Origin of the sequence: Pseudovibrio denitrificans JCM 12308 (assembly GCF_001310815.1) — a bacterium.
GTDB classification, from domain to species: domain Bacteria; phylum Pseudomonadota; class Alphaproteobacteria; order Rhizobiales; family Stappiaceae; genus Pseudovibrio; species Pseudovibrio denitrificans.
On sequence record NZ_BAZK01000013.1, the window covers coordinates 106,244 to 125,351 of the forward strand.

The 19,108-nt window shown below is 51.2% G+C and carries 19 protein-coding genes and 2 pseudogenes; 12 read left to right on the forward strand and 9 right to left on the reverse strand.

What is annotated here, in order from left to right:
* Nucleotides 1–16: 16 nt before the first annotated feature.
* From JCM12308_RS17840 to JCM12308_RS17845, 3 genes are read left to right on the forward strand one after another with little or no spacing between them, the layout of a single operon-like run.
* Nucleotides 17–565: an SDR family NAD(P)-dependent oxidoreductase gene (locus tag JCM12308_RS17840; protein WP_208978696.1), complete on the forward strand. Its 549-nt coding sequence runs from the start codon at nucleotides 17–19 to the stop codon at nucleotides 563–565.
* Between the two features lie 8 nt (nucleotides 566–573).
* The gene (locus JCM12308_RS30285; protein ID WP_208978697.1) at nucleotides 574–768 is read left to right on the forward strand and encodes a Rossmann-fold NAD(P)-binding domain-containing protein; all 195 of its coding nucleotides are present in this window, start codon (nucleotides 574–576) and stop codon (nucleotides 766–768) included.
* The gene (locus JCM12308_RS17845) at nucleotides 765–1,202 is read left to right on the forward strand and encodes a nuclear transport factor 2 family protein (RefSeq protein WP_054784635.1); all 438 of its coding nucleotides are present in this window, start codon (nucleotides 765–767) and stop codon (nucleotides 1,200–1,202) included. Before JCM12308_RS30285 ends, JCM12308_RS17845 begins: the two co-directional genes overlap by 4 nt.
* Before the next feature lie 38 nt (nucleotides 1,203–1,240).
* Here the strand turns inward: JCM12308_RS17845 and JCM12308_RS17850 are convergent, their stop codons facing one another.
* Genes JCM12308_RS17850 through JCM12308_RS17860 form a run of 3 tightly spaced genes read right to left on the reverse strand, consistent with a single transcriptional unit; the run spans nucleotide 1,241 to nucleotide 4,679 of the window.
* Entirely contained in the window at nucleotides 1,241–2,485 is a 1,245-nt protein-coding gene (locus tag JCM12308_RS17850; protein ID WP_054784636.1) for an SAM-dependent methyltransferase, read from the reverse strand.
* Nucleotides 2,482–3,342, reverse strand: coding sequence for a DUF1365 domain-containing protein (locus tag JCM12308_RS17855; protein WP_054784637.1), 861 nt, complete (start codon nucleotides 3,340–3,342; stop codon nucleotides 2,482–2,484). The genes JCM12308_RS17850 and JCM12308_RS17855 overlap by 4 nt, the downstream gene beginning before the upstream one ends.
* Nucleotides 3,339–4,679, reverse strand: coding sequence for an NAD(P)/FAD-dependent oxidoreductase (locus JCM12308_RS17860; RefSeq protein WP_054784638.1), 1,341 nt, complete (start codon nucleotides 4,677–4,679; stop codon nucleotides 3,339–3,341). The genes JCM12308_RS17855 and JCM12308_RS17860 overlap by 4 nt, the downstream gene beginning before the upstream one ends.
* 145 nt (nucleotides 4,680–4,824) lie before the next feature.
* On the opposite strand from JCM12308_RS17860, the gene JCM12308_RS17865 reads away from it, so the two are divergent.
* From JCM12308_RS17865 to JCM12308_RS17875, 4 genes are all read left to right on the forward strand, one after another.
* Nucleotides 4,825–5,418 (forward strand): sigma-70 family RNA polymerase sigma factor, encoded by a 594-nt coding sequence (locus JCM12308_RS17865; protein WP_054784655.1) that lies wholly within the window; start codon nucleotides 4,825–4,827, stop codon nucleotides 5,416–5,418.
* The gene (locus tag JCM12308_RS17870; protein WP_208978698.1) at nucleotides 5,415–5,873 is read left to right on the forward strand and encodes a cupin domain-containing protein; all 459 of its coding nucleotides are present in this window, start codon (nucleotides 5,415–5,417) and stop codon (nucleotides 5,871–5,873) included. The genes JCM12308_RS17865 and JCM12308_RS17870 overlap by 4 nt, the downstream gene beginning before the upstream one ends.
* Nucleotides 5,870–6,070: a cupin domain-containing protein gene (locus JCM12308_RS30290; RefSeq protein ID WP_208978699.1), complete on the forward strand. Its 201-nt coding sequence runs from the start codon at nucleotides 5,870–5,872 to the stop codon at nucleotides 6,068–6,070. The genes JCM12308_RS17870 and JCM12308_RS30290 overlap by 4 nt, the downstream gene beginning before the upstream one ends.
* 112 nt (nucleotides 6,071–6,182) lie before the next feature.
* The gene (locus JCM12308_RS17875; protein WP_054784639.1) at nucleotides 6,183–7,112 is read left to right on the forward strand and encodes an MJ1477/TM1410 family putative glycoside hydrolase; all 930 of its coding nucleotides are present in this window, start codon (nucleotides 6,183–6,185) and stop codon (nucleotides 7,110–7,112) included.
* Here the strand turns inward: JCM12308_RS17875 and pelG are convergent.
* The 5 genes and pseudogenes from pelG to JCM12308_RS17900 all read right to left on the reverse strand — a co-directional run bounded on the left by pelG (nucleotide 7,109) and on the right by JCM12308_RS17900 (nucleotide 12,101).
* A pseudogene (gene pelG / locus JCM12308_RS17880) lies at nucleotides 7,109–8,529 on the reverse strand (exopolysaccharide Pel transporter PelG). The gene JCM12308_RS17875 and the pseudogene pelG sit on opposite strands and share 4 nt — an antisense overlap.
* A gap of 33 nt (nucleotides 8,530–8,562) precedes the next feature.
* Nucleotides 8,563–10,085: pseudogene (gene pelF, locus JCM12308_RS33075) on the reverse strand (GT4 family glycosyltransferase PelF).
* Nucleotide 10,086: 1 nt separating this feature from the next.
* Nucleotides 10,087–10,779, reverse strand: a complete 693-nt coding sequence (locus JCM12308_RS17890; RefSeq protein ID WP_054784640.1) for a hypothetical protein — start codon at nucleotides 10,777–10,779, stop codon at nucleotides 10,087–10,089.
* Nucleotides 10,780–10,793: 14 nt separating this feature from the next.
* A complete protein-coding gene (locus JCM12308_RS28375; RefSeq protein WP_054784641.1) occupies nucleotides 10,794–11,072 on the reverse strand; it encodes a hypothetical protein in 279 nt (92 codons plus the stop codon).
* Nucleotides 11,073–12,101, reverse strand: coding sequence for a hypothetical protein (locus JCM12308_RS17900; protein WP_208608784.1), 1,029 nt, complete (start codon nucleotides 12,099–12,101; stop codon nucleotides 11,073–11,075).
* Between the two features lie 387 nt (nucleotides 12,102–12,488).
* Here JCM12308_RS17900 and JCM12308_RS17905 point away from each other — a divergent pair, with 387 nt between their 5' ends.
* The 3 genes from JCM12308_RS17905 to JCM12308_RS30310 are packed head-to-tail and all read left to right on the forward strand — an operon-like array spanning nucleotide 12,489 to nucleotide 15,501.
* Nucleotides 12,489–14,687: a polysaccharide deacetylase family protein gene (locus JCM12308_RS17905; RefSeq protein ID WP_054784643.1), complete on the forward strand. Its 2,199-nt coding sequence runs from the start codon at nucleotides 12,489–12,491 to the stop codon at nucleotides 14,685–14,687.
* Nucleotides 14,684–15,148, forward strand: a complete 465-nt coding sequence (locus JCM12308_RS30305) for a hypothetical protein (RefSeq protein WP_208978702.1) — start codon at nucleotides 14,684–14,686, stop codon at nucleotides 15,146–15,148. The genes JCM12308_RS17905 and JCM12308_RS30305 overlap by 4 nt, the downstream gene beginning before the upstream one ends.
* A gap of 50 nt (nucleotides 15,149–15,198) precedes the next feature.
* Complete coding sequence (locus JCM12308_RS30310) at nucleotides 15,199–15,501, forward strand: hypothetical protein (RefSeq protein WP_208978703.1); 303 nt, start codon at nucleotides 15,199–15,201, stop codon at nucleotides 15,499–15,501.
* A gap of 78 nt (nucleotides 15,502–15,579) precedes the next feature.
* On the opposite strand, the gene JCM12308_RS17915 is transcribed toward JCM12308_RS30310, so the two are convergent.
* Complete coding sequence (locus tag JCM12308_RS17915) at nucleotides 15,580–16,569, reverse strand: LacI family DNA-binding transcriptional regulator (protein ID WP_014286800.1); 990 nt, start codon at nucleotides 16,567–16,569, stop codon at nucleotides 15,580–15,582.
* 129 nt (nucleotides 16,570–16,698) lie between these two features.
* Here JCM12308_RS17915 and JCM12308_RS17920 point away from each other — a divergent pair, with 129 nt between their 5' ends.
* Nucleotides 16,699–17,799 (forward strand): ABC transporter ATP-binding protein, encoded by a 1,101-nt coding sequence (locus JCM12308_RS17920; RefSeq protein ID WP_054784644.1) that lies wholly within the window; start codon nucleotides 16,699–16,701, stop codon nucleotides 17,797–17,799.
* A gap of 58 nt (nucleotides 17,800–17,857) precedes the next feature.
* Nucleotides 17,858–19,006 (forward strand): ABC transporter substrate-binding protein, encoded by a 1,149-nt coding sequence (locus JCM12308_RS17925; RefSeq protein ID WP_008547990.1) that lies wholly within the window; start codon nucleotides 17,858–17,860, stop codon nucleotides 19,004–19,006.
* Nucleotides 19,007–19,108 lie beyond the last annotated feature (102 nt).

Genomic DNA, 19,108 nt, shown 5'->3' on the forward strand with positions numbered 1-19,108 from the left:
AGACAGAGAGGGCGTTATGGCAGAACATCAAAAGCTTGTCTGGATTATTGGAGCGAGTTCCGGCATTGGAGCCAGTCTTGCTCAGCTTTATGCGCGGTCAGGCTGGCGCGTTGCGGTGAGTGCGCGAAATGAGCAGAAGCTTAAAGAGCTTGCTCAGGATGCAACTCAGTTCGACGTAGTCCCGCTGGATGTGACTGACAGTGGACAGGTTGCTGCCGTGATTCAGCAGTTTCACGATGGAGGGAAGCTGCCTGATCTAACGGTGTATTGTTCAGGCCTCTATTATCCCGGCGGCATTGATGTGCTGACAGAAGAGCACTCCGTGGCCTCTATGGATACCAACTATTTTGGTGCTGTTCGTGTGATTGAGAAGCTGTTTCCTTTGCTGAAAGAGCGAGGAAACGGGCACATTGCGATCATCAGCTCCCTTAGTGGTTATTGTGGTCTTCCAGAGGCTGCGTGTTATGGACCGACGAAAGCGGCGCTGATCAATCTTTGTGAGAGCCTGAAACCTGATTTTGATCGGGTCGGACTTGAGCTCTCATTGGTGAACCCCGCTTTGTGAAAACGCCAATGACGGACAAGAACACGTTCGCTATGCCGTTTCTTCTTACACCCGAACAAGCGGCTAAGGATATCTATGAGGGGCTTCAGCGGAACTCTTTTGAAGTCTACTTCCCGTTCCGTCTGGGTGCCATCATGAAGGTGCTTCGGATGTTGCCTTACGCTCTCTACTTTCCCGTCATGAGAAGGATGAGTAAGAGATGACCGATAGAGCCGAACTGGAGAGTACTGCCCGGCAATATGCGCTTTTCTTTGAAAACGTAACGCCAGAGCGCATCAAAGAGGTTCATGAGCTCATCAGTGATGATGTGCACTTCATCGATCCGTTTAATGATGTGAAGGGCCGCGAGAACTTTGAGAAGGTCTTTCACAAGATGTACGAGGATGTCCAGGAGCCTCGGTTCAAGATCCTCGATCTGGCGTGGTCCGGTGACTTGTGCTTTATGCGATGGGATTTTACCTGCAAGCAAAAGCATCTGGGGAACTGGAGCGTGCGTGGGCTGACCGAGGTGCATTTTGATGCGCAAGGCAAGGTGAGTGCGCACTACGATTATTGGGATGCATCGCGGCACTTTTATCGCAAACTGCCGATTGTTGGGGCGATGATCAAATGGATCGCGTCCAGAGCTGCTATCTGAGGGGTTCGTTGGGCCAGTGTGGCCCAACTTTTTGGCCATTAAGTTGGCTTCTTAATCTGAAACAGACCTACATTAATGGTGCCTTGGGCAAAGCCTGCTTCGCAATAGGCGAGATAGTAATGCCACATGCGCTTGAAGCGGTTATCGTATCCAAGCTTTGAGATTTCCGACCAGTTCTGGAAGAACGATTTTCTCCAACGCACCAGAGTCTGCTCGTAGTCGGCGCCAAAGAACTCGCGGGTGATTAGTTCCAGCTTCTGTTCTTCTATTTTCCGTGCCATTTCGCGAGCTGAAGGAAGCAGCCCTCCCGGGAAAATGTAGCGCTGAATGAAGTCGACGTTTTTGCGGTAGGTGTGGAACTTTTCATCTGCAATCAGGATCGCCTGAATGACTGCTGTCCCGCCTGGTTTCAGTCTGGACTTCAGCTTTTCGAAGTAGCTGTTCCAGTTTTCCTCTCCGACTGCTTCAATCATCTCGATAGAGACGATGGCGTCGTATTGGCCGTCAGTCTCTCTGTAATCTCTCAGCTCAAAAGAAGCGTTGCCGTTTGTTTGTTGAGACTGAAGGCGAGATTGGGCAAACTTCAGTTGCTCCTGTGACAGTGTGATGCCATGAACGTCTCGTCCTGACTGGCAGGCGTGTTCTGCAAAACCGCCCCAGCCACAGCCGATCTCAAGGATCTTTTGATCTGGCTTGGTGTTGGTCAGTTGCAGGACACGGTCATATTTTCTGCGCTGGGCCTCATGCAAGGGCTCGTGTTGTTGGAGTTTGTAGGCAGAAGAATAGGTCATGGTTTCGTCCAGCCAGTGGCTGTAGAAATCATTGCCCAGATCGTAATGGAACGCGATGTTGCGTTTGCTGCCCGCAAGTGTGTTTGCATTCGCCAGATGGCGCAGGCGTGCCAAGGCTCGTGAGAAAACACCACGTTTTGTGACAGACTGCATGATGTGTTGGTTCGCAACCAGCAAATCAAAAAGGGAGCGAAGGTCACTGCACCGCCAGTCTTCTTCCAAGTACCCTTCAGCCAGAGCCAAAGAGTTTCCTGAAAGAAGCCGCCATAACAGGCGGGTACGCAGGATCTTTATGGTGACGATGGGGCCATGATTGGCTTGGTTTCCATAGGTCAGTAACTGGCCGTTGGGCAGAACAACACCGAGATGGCCTTCTTTGAGTTTGCTGAGCATAGGATCCAGCAAAGACTTCCAAAGTCTGGAGGTCAGGTTGAGATCCGTCATACTGGCGCCTGCCAATGGACTTAGGGAGGAGTTGTCTCTGAGTGTCATGGGTGTCTCCCTGAGTTTGCTTTGATTTTTTTGAGTGCAGGGCCTTGCTTATGCATGCCTGTTACGATGGAAGTTGGTGGGGGAGGGCGCTTGTAAAATTTGGCGCCTTTGATCCAGAGCTTGAGCGCTTCATAATGGATTAATCCCAAAATCTTGGCGGAGTTCTGGAAGTAGCGAAGCCCGATTGCCAAAAGGCGAGCGGTTGTTGCGGGCTGTTCCTTGCCCTGAAAACTTGCCGTTAGTACGGGTGCGCTTGCCTGAGTGAGGCGAATAATGAGTGAAACATCATCTGCCGGTGGGCGTGCTATGAAGTGATAGTGGCCGGAGAGTTCCAGAAACGGAGAGACATGGAAGTTTTTTGGGCATGAGTGCCGGAACACTGGCTGAATGCCTTGTGCTTCAGATGTATTGATCTCGACGGCGTAGTGATGCATGTCTCCAAAGGTGTTTCTGACCTGATACAGGATCGCTTGAAGCTTCTCCTTGGAGTAGCAGTAGAACACACTGATTGGATTGAAAGCCCGTCCCAAAAATCTGGGGTAAGCAAGCAGTTGGATCTTGTCCGGGAGCGTGTTGATCTTTGCCTGCTTCAGGACTTCCTCCACATATCCTCGCAGGTCCGTATGGCCGCTCTCCATGTGATCTCTCGGGTGGAAGCTGAAGAGGTTGAACCGGTCAACGGACAGAAGCGAAGACATCTGGTCCATGTCCTGCAATCGGTCTATGTCGATTGAGAAGGACAGAGCCTTGTAACTTAGCTTATGCTTGATCTTGTCGTGACGACAGTGCACCACGTCGCCCAGATAAATTCTGAGCGGTGCGTTTTCTGCTTTATGCTGTCGTCTGGTCAGGATCATTCTGCAGCCTCCTGCTGGCCGCCAAACTGCCAATCCTCAGGTAAGCCAATGCGACCGTTCGGATTATCGCAGTCCCATGGACGCTTTACATCTCCGAGTGCTTCGGCCACAGCGAGGCCGGACTGAAGTCCATCCTCGTGGAAGCCGTAACCGAGATATGCGCCACAGAACCAAGTTCTTCGCTCGCCCTGTATCTGCCAGAGTTGCTTTTGAGCATTGAGCGCTGTCTGATCAAACACAGGGTGCGCGTAGTGGAAGGTGCGCAATATGGACCCTGCAGCTGGCTGATGGCTGGGGTTGAGGGTGACAAACACATCTTCAGTGGTGTTCAGCTGTTGAAGTGCGTTCATCCAATAGGTCACGCAAAGGGCGTTGTTGCCCATTTGCGAGCCGATGAAGTTCCATGCTGACCACGTTGCTTTGCGCTTTGGCATGAGCGATTTATCGCGGTGCAAGATGGCGATGTTGCGCTGATAACGAATTGAGCCAAGGATCTTTCGCTCTGCGTTGGATGCATTGCCTTCCGCATTCAGGATTGCCAGCGCCTGATCTGAGTGACAGGCAAAGACCACGTGATCGTAGGTGGCGACCTGGCCATTTCTGGAGAAGATGGTCACGGATCCGGGTTTGCGCTGAACATCTGAGATGTTGGCATTCAGGATGATCTTACCGGAAATCTCTGCGGCCAGTTTCTCCACGTAGTTGCAAGAACCACCCGTCACCGTGCGCCACTGTGGACGGTCTTTGAGCTGGAGGAGGCCGTGGTTGTTGCAAAAGCCAATGAAGGTTTGGAATGGGAATGCAAGCAGTTGTGCTGGCGGCATAGACCAGATCGCTGCTCCCATTGGAAGCAGATGATCGTTGATGAACGTTTCTGAGTAGTTGTTTTGAGAAAGGTAGCTGCCGAGTGTGGTTGTCTCATACTCTGCTTTGGCTGCATCTTCAGGCGCGTCTTTATAGAAGCGCAGAGTTTCAGCGATCATGCGCAGGAAAGATGGCCTTAGAAGATTGGTCTTTTGAGCGAACAGCCCTTTTAATCCTGAACCCGAGTATTCTTGCTGTCCCTCATTGAGAGAGACTGCAAAGGACATTTTTGTTGGATTGGTGGCGACGTTGATATGGTCGTAGAGTGCAGTGAGGTTTGGGTAGGTGCGCTCGTTGAAGACAATGAATCCAGTGTCTACAGCAACTTCAACATCATTGATAATTGGATGCTGGGTGTTGGCATGACCACCGAGGCGATCATCCTTTTCATAAATGTCTACCTGATGCTTTTGGGAAAGAAGCCAGGCGGCTGAAAGGCCAGAAATTCCACTCCCAATCACTGCTATTTTCATTGCTTTCGTCCAATCTAAAGTTTCTCTTTTTAGGAGCGCTGATTGGAAATGGATCACCCTAGGCAGGAAAAAGTGATCCAAATGACAAACTGTTTGGTAAAAAGACGTGTGACACAAATCGGCGGTTTGCAGAGCGATGGTTACGATGCAACTTAAAAGTAATGACGGTGAGAGTGAAAACTGCCTGACCTCTGCGGAGTTAAGCGCCTTGCTTCAGTCGCTGGGCGAGCACCGATCGCGGGAAGTGTTCAGGCAATTGTTTGAGTTCTTTGCTCCGCGCCTGAAAACGTACTTTCTTAAAGGTGGAGCAACTGCGGAGCTTTCCGAAGAGCTTATTCAGGAAACCTTTGTCATTGTCTGGCGTAAAGCGGAGATGTTTGACAGCCGGAAGGCCTCCGCATCGACGTGGATTTACACTATTGCCCGTAACCTGCGGATTGATCGGTTTCGTAAAGAGCGGCGGTATCTTTACAAAGACGATCAATTTTTTGCCAATGAGTTGGTTGGTGAAGGATCGCAGCTGGATGATCATCACCAATCGCAATTGAGTGAACAGGTAGAGAAAGTGCTTCCTCTCTTGCCAGCAGAGCAATCAAAAATAATCAAACTGGCCTTCTATGAAGATGCCAGCCACTCAAAAATTGCCCAGCATTTGGAACTCCCGCTAGGTACAGTGAAGTCCCGAATGAGACTTGCTTTAGCGCGACTACGGAAACTTTTGGAAGGGGTGGAACTATGATCAACCATCACCTCAGCGATGAAATTCTTTGGGCTTATGCGACTGGTTCGCTACCTGCCGGACATGCCCTGCTGGTTTCCTGTCATCTGGAGCTTTGTGACGGATGTAAAGGTCGCCTTGCCGAAGCAGAAGCGCTCGCAGGGGCTATGTTGCAGACAGCGGAGCAGCAAAAGCCTTCCGACGATATGTTTGACCTGCTAATGGCGCGTGTGGAAGGTGAGCCTGCTGTTCCAGCCGCTGCCTACACAGTAGAGCCGAGAGCTGAGAAGGGTGTCCCGTCAGCCCTTTGGGATGTGCTTGGCTATGGCTTTAACGACATCAAGTGGAAGATGGTTGGTCCGGGCATTCGCCAGTTCATTTTGCCGATCAAGCCAAGTGAAGGCGAAAGCGCGCGCTTGCTGAAGCTGTCTCCCGGCTTCGTCACCCCTGAGCATTCGCACCATGCTCAGAGATGACGCTCGTACTGCAAGGTTCCTTCAGCGATGAGACTGGCCGTTACAAGATTGGTGATGTTCAGGAAGCCGACGAACACGTGCATCACCAACCAGTCGCCGACACAGAAGAAGACTGCATCTGCCTCGCCGTAACAGACGCCCCCCTCGAGTTCAAAGGCTTCCTCCCCAAACTGTTGCAGCCGTTGTTCCGGATTTGATTTTGGATTGGAGGTGGCTGATTTGTTCAACTGCCTCCATTCTTTTCTGCGGGAAGACCTGAGAAATTTTCATAAGAAAGAATAGGCATAGCGCTTTGTTTTAGGTGGGCATATGGTGTGGGGCCTGCTGCATGGAGCGCCGATGTTTTACCTCAGGTTTGTCCTCGCCGTTGTTGCGTTCTCTCCTCTTGTTTTTCTTTTAAGCTGCTCCAGCGATAAGGTGGAAGAGATGCAAGCGCCCTTGAATGACGTGTCAAAGTGGGGCGTTCAGCTTCAGGATATTGAGATCAAGAAAATCCATCAATCTGACCTCGATCTGGTGGTGATTGACTACTCCAAGGATGGTACAGCTCTGGGGCGTTTTTCCCGTTATGAAGTGGCGAAAGCCAAGCAGAAGCCTGATGGATCGCGTCGGCTTGTGCTTGCTTATCTGAGCATTGGTGAAGCAGAGGATTATCGCGATTACTGGAAGGATAGCTGGCAGGCAAACCCGCCGGACTGGCTTGGCGACGAGAACCCGAACTGGCCCGGTAATTACACCGTCAAGTTCTGGCAACCGGAGTGGCAAGGGCTGATCATGGCTTATCTCAAGCACATAATTTCAGCTGGTTATGACGGAGTGTATCTGGATGGCGTTGATGTGTTTCAGCGCTACAAAGATCGAACGGATGCACAAGCGAACATGGTTGAGTTTGTTGGGAAAATTTCCCGGCTGGCGAAGGCGCAGGCTCCCGGATTTATTGTTGTTTCCCAGAATGGCGAGGAGCTTCTGAAGTATCCCGAATATCGTGGTGAAATTGACGGTATCAGCAAGGAAGACCTGCTTTATGGCGCTTATCATGATGGCGCACGAAACGGCTCTCAGCTGATTGACTGGAGTTGGGGGTTCCTGAAAGAGGGGCGTGATGATGGCCTTTCGGTGTTTGTTATTGAGTACCTTGAGGAGGCCGGCAAACGCCAGCGTGCGCGGCAAGAGCTGGACGAGCTTGGCGTGATTTCCCTCTTCACACGCAGACCACTCGATACATTGGTCGCCTTTTAGCGCAGTGCCTCATACCAGCTGTTAGGCCGCAAGGAGAGACGTGCCTGAAAGAAGATGTGCTGGTCCAGCCTGCCAAATGCATTTTGAAGTGTAGCTACTGCGAGGAAACTGGCTGATAGGCAGGCAACGAAATAGCCAAACCCCAAATACTCAGCTGGCAGGTATAGCGTGGCATAGGTGCAGACTGCGTTGAGCAGCAGAAATGCCAGTTGCAGCAGCATGTTCTCCATATTTCGATTGATGAATATGAGTGTGGTTGATGCTGCGAAAAACACGAATTGAAAGAGAACACTGGCAGCTGCAATGCGAATGATCGCGGCTTGCCGATACTCGAAGTTCAGGTACTCGACGACCAGTGGTGAAAACAAGATCAACAGTGCACATAAGCCCAACTGGATTAAGGTGAGGCGGCCAAGGGTGTAGATTGCTTCTGTCTTTAGTTCCTGTGATTTGGCGCGAATGTCAAACAGTGTGCCGTGCCCGGTGATCGTTCGGATGTAAGACCTAAAATTGCGAAAGAAGTTCGTTTCCGCCTCGATCAGGAAGAGCGCGAGCGGTGGGATGAGGATGAGTTGGGCGATGAATATGGAACTGTCATAGGCAGGAGCATGTCGTAAGCCGCTTGGAAGCAATTGCCCCTCATGACTTTGCCAGATGATGATCTTATCTACCCACAAGGCGCTGATGTTAAAAGTCGCAGCCAAGGCTAGTGGCCAATAGCGTTTGAGAGCGCCAGTTAGATACTCCCAGGTCTCTTTGAAAATGTAGCTGGATGCTGGGAACGTGAAGAAGACCTGGATGGATAGCCATATGAAACAGAGCAGGAAGCCGAGACTGAAAGCCAGTAGTAAGTGAAGCTCGCTGGGATGGTGGGCGGTGCTGTAGATGACCAATGATATTGTTAGAAGCAGCCCAGTTGCGAAGGAAAGGCTTACGCTTTTGTAGTTTTGAAGGCTGGAACTGAAGCCCAGTGCGATCCAAAGAAGGTTGGCGATGATGCAAGAGATGATAATCGCCAGCAGTTCTATGAGTGGAACGTTCAGCAGCACGAACAGAATTGGGGCAGCTACAATGGCAGTCAGGATGGTGGAGGCGTAGAGGGTGCTCAGGTAAAGCTGTGGGATGAGGTGGAACTTTCCGAAGTAGATGGCGTCTGAAGCATTCTGATTGCAAGGATCAGAACCGGTGCGCTTGTCAACAGAGAGATGCCCAAAATGTAAATCAGTTTGGTTCTGAAACCGGTTAGCATGGGCAGGCCGAGTTTCTGCTCTGTCAGGAGCGAGATGAACAAAATGCAGAAAATGAACATGAGCCAGGGGCCAGCGATGACCATGCTTGCATGAAAAATCGCCCGCATATGCGATGTCATGTCGCCTTTGTGTGTTAGTCGCTGCAGCTCAAAGCCTATGCCTGCCATCTGAAATCTCCGGGAAAGGTTTGGTGTTGGGCTTTAAGCGAACAGTCGGCTTTCTTGTTCAACTGCCTTGTTAAAATTGCGGGTGTACAAGTCTCTGTAGGAGCTGAGGGCCTGATGCTCGTTGTAATCCCGTTCAATGCGCTTGCGCAGCTGTGCACCGTATTTTTGGCGTAAGTTGTGATCTTTCAGCAGCTTGGCCATGGCTTTTGCGGTGGCAAAGGGGGAGACGAGTTCTGTAATGATGCCGCCTGCGCCAAGCGGGGCCGGATCATCTGAGCGCCCTTCGAGAACTTCCCGGCAGGAGCCAACATCTGTTGCAACACACGGAATGCCTGCTGCACCTGCCTCCAGAAGGACAAGCGGTTGGGCTTCGCTGAGGCTGGTTAAAGCGACAAGATCGATGGAGGGTAAATACTCAGCGATGTTGACCGGCCCTGTGAAGGTGATTGTCTCTTCAAGTTGCAGCTGAGAGACGAGTGTTTTGCATTCCTCAAAGTACGCTGGTTCTTCATCGGTTGGGCCAAGAATGAGCGCTTCCACACTTGGAAGCTCTTCCTGAAGCAAAGCAACTGCGTGGATGAAGCTCTTCACATCTTTGATTGCAACAACCCGCCCGATGAGAGCAACCGTAGGTCTGTGATTGTCCTGCCTCGCCGGTACTGCGCTGAACTTGTTGAGATCTATCCCGTTTGGGATGACTTGCATCTTGCTCTGGCATGCGCTTGAGAGAGCTGCATCAGCTGGTTGTCTTTGTAGAGGGTCGTGATGTCTGAACAGCAGTTGTAGCAACACCGAGCAAAGGATTCGAAGGCCGTAATCCATAAATCACGAAGGTCCAGCCTGGGATCATCCAGCGAGAAGCCTTTGTTGATGCTGTCTTCAATCCAGTCGGCAAGAAGGATCTCGATCCGGCGCTCGTTGGTGTAGATGCCATGCTCTGTGATGATTGCTGGTGCACCGGTGCTTACGGCTGCTCTTGCTGCGAACAGGCCAGCATAGCCGGTTGAGATTGTGTGGTAGGCCTTGGCTTTGGGAATTGGAGCTTTGAGTACAGCGAACAACCCGCCAAACAGTGTGTACCAGGCCCAAAAGAAATGATGGAACGATGTCTCCGGCAGGATTTCCTCGTACATCTGGCAAATGACATTCCACGTGAGATCAGAGTTCGTCAGCTGATTTATTGTCCAAGGACGAGTGGTAGAGTTCACCAGACGGTCCAGATCGTAAAGCCTTGCTTTGCTGCCATTCTTAAGGAAGGCCCGGAGTTCGCGTGAGATTTCGTTGATGCTAGCTGAGCCATAATCAGGAGCAGGTTGGGGATCGTGAATATCGAAGAGGGCTAGCTCCTGATATTCGATGACGTTGGAGGGGAGCTTGTACTTGGGAGTACCGTTTTGAGAGCTGGAAAGCACGGCAACCACTGAAAAGGTCAGATCAGGCAGGCCGGAGATAAGCCAGTTGATCCAGGAGGATACGCCGCCAGCCACATAAGGATAGCAGCCCTCAACGATTATGCAGATGTCTGCTGTGGGATTGGAACGCATGTTACTCACCATTTCAGTTGATCAGAGCGTGCTCTCGTGCGGGTAAAACGGCTCTTTTGTTGAGCTTGTCAGAAATTCTCTGGTTCAGCGCTGTGGCTTCAGGTTCTTTGATACGCACCAGTGGCTTGAGGCAGAGCTGGGCTTCTTTCAGTGCACCCTTTTGAATGAGACGGTCGGCTCGTAAGACGGTCAAAGCTTTTTCTGCTTCTGGGCGGACATCAGTTTTCAGCAGCTTGCGCAAAGTTGCAGTGACTTGATCTCGCTGGGATTTATCGATGAGCTGTGAAAGACCTGCTGCCTTTAACCGAGAGATGGCTTCTCGTCGGTGCTCTGTAGTGGCATTTTCAGGAAAGATGACTGAGTTGGAGATGTCATCCTGAAAGCGTTGTTTGAGTTTGGTGTAGACAGCCGCTGCCTGTACGCGGATCTCTGGCTTGTCATTCTTGAGAGCAGCCTGAAGAAACTCCAGTAGCTCCGGTTTGTATTTGAGTGTGATGATGGAGAGGGCGCGTTTGATTTCCTGCATATTGTCAGAGGAGAAGATCTTCTGGAAGGGCTTGAGGTAACCATTGGTCATATCCAGTGAGCGATTGCTCATGATTTTGCTAAAGATATCTTCCAGCTGAGAGGCGGGTGGTTCATCAAGCGCGAGCGTTTTATGCCAATCAGCTACGTGAGCGTTAGGTTTGCGCTTTTCAAACTGCATGAGAACAGAGGCGATTAAGCTCCTAATGGCCCGAGTAAGGCAAACAGAAAGATGCTGAAATCGAACAGTGCGAACGCTGGACTGCGGACGTTTCTCAGTATCAGTTTGCAAAGCACTGCAGCGAGGCAGTGAAATCCGATTGCAGGGAGAACTAAGCTTTGCTGCTCTCTGATCTGCCAGATGAACCACACCTCAATGAGTGTCGCAGTTGCGATGACTACCGGCAGCAGAAAGATAGAGAGGCTGAAAGGCGCAGCTCTGGCGGCTTTCTCCGTGATGACAGGCTCAGACATTTACAGCACCGTGTTATCGAGCCTGTTGCTCTTAGGCGGTGTGTTTATTGAGTAAAGTGAGATGAGATTGTCCGGTGCCTTTTCCGCGTTGTGGATTGCAAGGCTTTGGGCCAGTGACTTACCGATTGTTTCCAAGAGGATCGTGGTGTCTTCTTCCAATACGTGCTGTTCAAGCTGGTGGAAGATGATAGCGCCTTGCAAAACCTCGTGATCCGGCTTTGGGTTGGTCATATCGGAAGCCTTCAGCAACAGGACCAGACTGCCTTTGGGGGTGTGCGTGATGACCTGCTGGGTGTTCCCGGTGATTTCGGTCATTTCCAGATGATTGATCAACCACGTTTGCTCCTGCTTTGCGCTGGGAGATGCCGCTCCGGAGGATGTTGCGATGTTGGAGTGCACCAGATCCAAGTGATCGTTGGTGTAGCTGAAGAGGCTGAACTTTGTGGCTCCAATCAGATTGCCGAGTGCAATGTCCAGCTGCTTGGGATTACTCTTCAGATTCAGTGTGCTCAACCTGTCGATGCTTTTGAAAACACTCACGGGGCTTGTTGTCTCCATGGAGGCGATGCGGCTTTGCAGGTTTTCTGCTTCCATGGTGAGCGTGGTGCAGTAGTCTGAGATTGTGTCCCGCTGTCCAAGCGCTTGTGTCAGCTGGTTTTGAAGGCGCTGGTTTTTGCGCAGGAGGGAGGTTCTGAATTCGCCGAAGATGATTGCGGTGAGGAGCCAAAGGGTCGGTTCCAGGCCTGTGGTCGTGAAGTACTCAAAGAAGTTCTGCCCTCCGATGGGTTGCGGAGGTACGTACCAAAACGTGAGGGCGAGGGCGGTTAATGCAGAGAGAATGCCGGAGCGAGTTCCGAAGATGCTGCTTGCGATGATGATTGGGATCCAGAGCGGACTGGGGGAGATGCTCCAGATTAGTAACTCGGGATGCATGGAGGCCAGAACTGGAAACGGTGCGAAGAGCACTGCGACTTCCAGCAGATGAAAGCGCTTTTCCGGTGCTGACTTTTTCTTCTTTGTTGGTCGCATATCACTTGAAAAATACTGATCCGAATACATCGTGAATAAATATTCCTATTGTAAAAAATATGCAGTATAGTCGGAAGTTTTAATCTCTGTTCGTGGTCGGAAATATTTACTTGCTGTTTTATTTATATTCAACTCTATGGAAAGTGAGGGTATTAGGTTCTTGGTTGGATTTGGAATGATTTGTTTGCAATAAGTATTCAGTCTTAACTTACTTATTGGTGTCTTCCAGATGTGTGAAGTGCGTAGTAATTGTTCTTTATATCCCTTCCATATTGAAGGTATCTGGCAATTGTTTTTAGCTAGAATTACTAGGCAGCTTGGCGCCCTTATTTTGTACGGTTTCGGGGTGCTTGGCTTTGTATGTTTCATCAATAATTCGCAGGCCGCATGGTGAAACGTGAGATCATCGGGATCTACGACAGCCTTCGAGAAGCTGAGCCATCTGCAACGGCGATACATAACTTCCTAGAAATGCCTCTGAACCATCTTGGTTATTCGATCCGCTATCTGGATGTAAATGCTGAGTTGCCTGAGGTGGGAGACTTGGAGAATGCGACGGCGGTGGTCACGTGGTTTCAGGGCGCACTGGCAGATCCTCATCGGTATTTTGCATGGGCACAGGAACAGGCTCGTGCTGGGCGACGGTTTCTGGTGTTTGGAGAGACCGGGATAAAGAATCTGCGGGATGATCGGGTTGTTCTGAACTCGTTTCTGAAGCATTTGGGTCTGCGGTTTGAGACTGGATTTGTTCTGCTGACGAGTGGGTCATCAGATCTCCAACTGCACTCAGAGCTGATGGAGTTTGAACGGCCGTTTTACAAAATCCTACCGGGGTACTCATTGGTCTCGAAGATTTCTGCAGATGGCCTTTCTGTTGCTTCTGTTCGCCCGCCAGAACGGCTTGGTGCAGAACGAACGCAGCTGGCGTTTATTGGGGCAGGGGGAGCTTATGTTCAATCTGGCTTTGCGATTGCCAGGGATGATGTGCTTAACCGCCATAAGTGGCTGATTGATCCTATTGGGTTTCTTCAGCGTGCTCTCGGGCCAATCTTGTTTCCAATCCCAGATACTTCCACGCTGATGGGGCGGCGGATTTACTTTTCTCATATTGATGGAGATGGCTGGAACAACGTCTCTTATGCAGCCAAGTATCGGGATCAGCAGGTGCTTTCGGGTGAGGTCATGCTGCGGAAGCTGATCGAACCTTATCCTGACCTTCCGGTGACTTATGGTCTTGTGACTGCCGATGTCGACAAGAGTGAAGGTGGGGATGATCGGGGTGTTGGTCTTGTGAGGGAGTTGTTTGCCCTTCCTCAGGTGGAAGTGGCGAGTCACACGCATTCGCATCCGTTTCATTGGTCCTTTTACAGAGACTACGATCGTGAGAAAGAACTGGCCCTCATTCAGGAGAAAAACGTTGCCAATACTCCGGCGGCTGAAGGTCCAGTGAGCTGGTTGTCCCGCCGGTTCTTTGGAGAGAGCGGCAAATCATCCTTCAAAAAGTATCTGGCTCAGAACGTGGCGATGCCTCGCTATTACATGCGCAAACCGTTTTCACTGATTGGTGAGATTGGTGGTTCGCTGCGACAGGCAGAGCGTTATGCGCCGAAGGGCAAAGAGGCGAAGCTGTTTTTGTGGTCAGGGGATACGCAGCCCTTTGAAGAGGCGCTTGCCTATACGCGTGAGCTGGGCGTTTACAACATGAATGGCGGTGATACGCGGTTTGATCGGGACTGGCCGTCTCTCAGTTATGTCGCGCCATTATCACGGCAAGTGGGAGCTGAGCGGCAGATCTATGCGGTTGCGAGCAACGAGAACACATATACGAACGATTGGACCGGACCGTTCTATGGGTTTTCTCAGTTACATCAGACAGTTGATAACACTGAGAGCCCGATCCGGTTAAGGCCTTACAATGTCTACTACCACACCTATTCAGCGGAGCATGATGCGTCATTGCATGCTGTGAAGAAGCATCTGGATCGAGCGCGGGACGGAGCATATCTGCCGATCTTTGCTTCGCACTATGCAGCGATCGCGAACAGTTTCTTTGATGTGAAGCTTTATCAGACAGGTGAGCGAAGCTGGCTGGTCCTCAACCGGGGGAGCTTGCAAACATTTCGCTTTGATGATGCGGAGCAATGGCAGGTTGATCTGTCAAAGAGCGTTGGTGTTATTGGTTCGAAGCACTATCAGACGTCTCTGTATGTCTCGCTTGATCCTTCTGCGCGTGTTCCAGAGATTGTGCTCACGAAGAGAGATACGGCTAGTGCGGTGTCTGTTTCCAGCATCTCTGAGGCGCGGTGGCAGGTTTATGATTGGCGGGCTGAGCCTTGCCACATCAGCTTTCGGAGCCTTGGATTTGGTATGGGTGAGTTTCAGTTCCATGGGCTTTCTGCACATTCCTACCGCTTGGAAGTGAAGCGTGGGGGAATTGTCCTGCTGAGTGATAAAGTCCAAGCTTCACAGGCCGGAGATTTGCATCTCGATCTTCCTGTTTCTGGCATAGAACCACTTGAGATCTCTCTGGTCTGCAGAAACTCGGTGTCGACAGCGCACATGATTGAAATGGAGGAGCGGCGATGATCCGGTTCCTCAAATACCTGTCGCTTTACTTGCTGTTTCTAGGCGTGGGGTATGCGCTTGTACCGGGGCAAACTGAGAAAGTTGCCGTGCAGATTAAAGAGCGGAAGTACTTCGAAGCCCGTGAGGACTTGCTGAGGTCTTTTGACCGAGCAAACAGCAGTCCTGAAGAGCTGCTTCAACTAGCTGAGATTGCCGAGCAACTGGGCTTTGTTGAAGAGATGCACCAGATGCACGAGGCTTATGTCCAGCAATCTCCTGATGATCTTTGGGTACTGAGAAAAATCGAACTCTATCACCGTTTGTCTGGTGATTTCCTCGGCTACGTTGAGAGTTTAAAGGCGATTGCGCGGTTAAGCCTGAAGCAGGGGATCGTGACAAGTTGCTCTCAACACTGCGGTTTGAGGGGGTTTATGAGGAAGAACTTACTGAACTTACGTACTATGGGGCTAAAGGGCTTTTGAAGCCCGAGCAGCTTGGACGGCTTGGTATGTTGCACTTTCAGGGGAAGAGGATGGAGGAGGCTGCTGTTGCTCTTGCCCAGCTTCACCAAAGTGCTCCTTTAACGCTAAAGTACTGGCCTGCGCGCCTAGCTTATTTTCATAGTCTGTTGGAAATCGGTGACTTTTTGCAAGCTGAGAGTGTGGCTGTCAGCTTGCGTGAGACTAACGAGCCGTGGGCTGATTATGACTTTCGCAGTGAGTTTCTACGTTATGGGCGCGATGAGTACATGCGGGAAGTGGAGATTCCTGAAGGAGTTGCCAATATTTTGTCTTGTGTCCTCAAACCCAAGGAGGGCAGTGAAGACTGCCCTTGACCTACTGAGCTTACCCATTCTGGCTGATGCTTTTGTACATGCATCAGCCGGTTTTATTGGTGTTTTGAATACTCTCAGTCAGGCGCTGCCGCGGATGACGAGTTGGGGTTCTACGACGACGGACATTTCCTTTTGGGAGGGATCGGCGAGGCGGGCTTCCAGGGTGCTCATGAGGTTCTGGACGATCTCGTCGATAGGATTTGTTGCGGCTGTGAGGTCGAAGCAGGGCCAGGCGGCCATGGGCATATTGTCGGAACCGACCACCGCCACATCTTCCGGTACACGTAGGTTCAAAAGAGATTTTGCCGCGTTCAGAGCTCCAAGTGCCGCTGCGTCTGATACACAATAAAAACCATCTGGCGGGTTATCACTTTGTAGCAATTTGAGTGCAGATTGCATTCCGCTTTCGAAGTCGAATCTGGTCTGTGAAATGCTGTGCGGCTGCAGTCCTGCGGCTTGCAGAGCCTCAAGGTATCCTTCACGGCGACCAGTGTCTGCAGTGATGCCTTCGATGCCACCGATGTAGGCGATTTTCTTGCACCCACGTTTGATCAAATGTTCGGTGCCGAGCTGGCCGCCGCGTTTGTAATTGAGCCAGACGCAGTCTGCCCCTTTCACGGTAGGGCCAAGTCCGGTGTAGATCAGCGGCACGTGCATCTGCTTGCTGTTTTCGATCACCTGAAGATCAACTGTGCCAGCCCGGACGATTGCGGCTGCAACCGGATACATGAGTGCCTTGCCCAGTGTTTCTGCGATGTTTTCTTCTTCTTCTGAGCGGATTTGCAGCGCCCATTTTCCGCGCTTTTGCAGTTCAGTAGAAAGGCGATTGAAGAAGTCTTTATCGTACATGCCATCGGTGTTTCCGAACACGACGGCGACGAGATCTGACTCCTGTTTGATGAGGGAGCGTGCAAGTGCATTTGGTCGATAGCCCATCTCAGCTGCGACTTTGAGGATGTGATCACGAGTCGCTTTGTTGAGGCGATTCTCTGCTGTGAACGCGCGGGAAACAGCAGAGGCAGAAACGCCAGCAGCACGTGCAACATCTTTACCTGTCAGTCTTTTCATAGCTTCTTACTATCTAGGATGATTGTCATTTTACCTTCAAAGAAGTCCCTTACAAGACCTCTATTGCAATCGATTGCCAAAACTCATAGCATAATGCTTTGGTTGCTTAAAGGGGGGCAAGTTTCCGGAATGGTTGGCGTAGGAATCGAAATCGAAAAGCTGTGTGTTGGTTACGACAAGAACCGTGTTCTTCATGACATCGATCTTGAAATCAACTCATCCGAGTTTGTTGCGTTGTTGGGTTCATCCGGCTGCGGAAAGACAACTCTTCTGAAAAGTCTCTCCGGTTTCATCAAGCCCATGTCCGGGCAGATCCGCGTCAACGGAAGCGATGTTGCGCAATTGCCGCCAGAGCAGCGAAACATGGCTATGGTGTTCCAAAGTTATGCGCTTTGGCCACACATGACGGTTCGCCAGAATGTGGGGTATGGCCTGAAGCTTCGTGGCATGTCCAAGGAGCAAATCAATTGCAAGGTTGATGAACTTCTTGTTCTGCTTGGCCTTGCTGATTTTGGTGATCGCAAAGTACCAAACCTGTCTGGTGGTCAGCGTCAGCGTGTAGCGCTTGGGCGTGCGCTTGCTGTCGATTCCCCAATCCTGTTGTTGGATGAGCCGCTCTCCAACCTTGATGCGCGCATTCGTTTGTCGATGCGTCATGAGATCCGCTCTTTGCAACAGCGTATGGGTTTGACAGCCGTGCATGTGACCCATGACCGGGAAGAGGCCATGGTGATGGCAGACCGCATTGTCATTTTGAATGCGGGGCATATTGCGCAAGTGGGAACGCCTCTGGAAGTTTATGAGCAGCCAAAGTCCAATTTTGTGGCGACCTTTATGGGCGCTGAAAACGAAATTGCCCTCAACGTTGAGCGTGCGAATGGAACTTTGAGCATATCAGAGCAGGAGGCCGTCAAGGCTGCCAGCTTAAGCGTTTCAAACGAGATTGGTGATGGAGGTGTGAACTGGCAGGCGACAGCTGCCGGATCTGTTCGGGGGCGTTTCCGCTCCAGTGCAGCGCATCTGCTTGCCGATGGAACCGTACCTGAAGGGCATTTGGCTCTGGCCGGTAGGGTGACACAACTCAGCTATCCGGGGGGGGTATTTCGTTACGAAATAGAAAGCGCCGGGCAGCTCTACATGATCGACGATCCTTGTCGGTATGCAGTTGGCGATGCAGTGACGATCTGCGTGCCAGCTGGTGGGCTTCACCTTTATTCCGAGGCGGCCTGACACCTTTAACGTGAACAGAACTTTTTATCTCAACGATCTTAACCCAGGAATTTGAGTGATGACACTTAAGTCAGTTCTAACAGGCGCAATCTCAGGTGCTGTGATTGCTGTATCTTTGCCTGCGTCAGCTGAAACTCAGTTGAACGTGATTACCGGCGGTTCCCAGAATATGGTCGAGTACGTGACCGATTATCTGGGTCCTCTTTTTGAAGAAAAATATCCAGGCGTGAAAGTTCGCGTCACAGGCACCGGCCCGGGAGATGCCGGTTCCCAGAAAATCCTTGAGAAGCTTGAAGCTCAGTCTGCTGCTGGCAAAGAGCAGTGGGACATCGACGTGATCGTTGCGGCCCAGAAGAAGACTGGTGAGATGAAGGAAATGGGCCTGCTGGCTGACTTCCGCGGTAACATCGAAACCGGCAAAATGGTGACCCGTGAGACTGCCGAGAACGCACTTGGCATTTACGTTGGCGGCTACGTGATGCCTATGTTCCATAGTCAGACCGCGATTGCCTATAACCCAGCATTGGTTCCTAACCCACCTGAGTCCTATGATGAGCTGCGTGAGTGGGTGAAGAAGTATCCAAAACAGTTCGGCTACAACGGCATCAAGAACGGTATGTCCGGCGTCGCGTTTGTGACTGGCTGGATGTACACCTACGCGGGTGACACCAAGACCCTGCAGAGCGGTCCGTATGATGCGGCTAAGAAAGAGACATGGGCGCAGGCTTATGCTGATCTGAAAGCCTTCAATGAGAACGTGACCTTTACACCGGGCAATGCTGGTACGCTGGATATGCTCAACCGTGGCGAGATCGTAATGGGTCCGGTTTGGGTCGATATGTTCTACTCCTGGCAGGGTGATGGCCGTATTCCACCAAACCTGAAACTGAAGCTAATTGCTCCTGGCATGCCAGGTCAGCCTTACTATTACGCAACCCCTGCGAAGGCTGCGAACAAAGAGCTGGCTGAAAAGTTCATCGAACTGGCAACCAGTCCGGCTGTGCAGGCGGAAGGCATTGTGAACCGCTTTAACTGGTACCCAGGCATTGATGCAGACCATGTGAAAGCATCTCTGGATGAGAAGGTCTGGACCAAGCTGTTTACTGATGTGACCCCTCTGGAACTGGCTCAGAAAGGTCAGCCGTTCCCAATCGGTCCTTACTTTGACGACATCAAAGAAGGTTACGAGAAGCAGGTTGCTAACTAAGCACTTTTGAAAGAAACCGGGAGGGGCACTCGTCTCTCCCGGCTTGTTTGGTTTTGGGAAGAGGTGGTGTCCATGAGCGGACAAAGTATGTCAGTTGGGCCA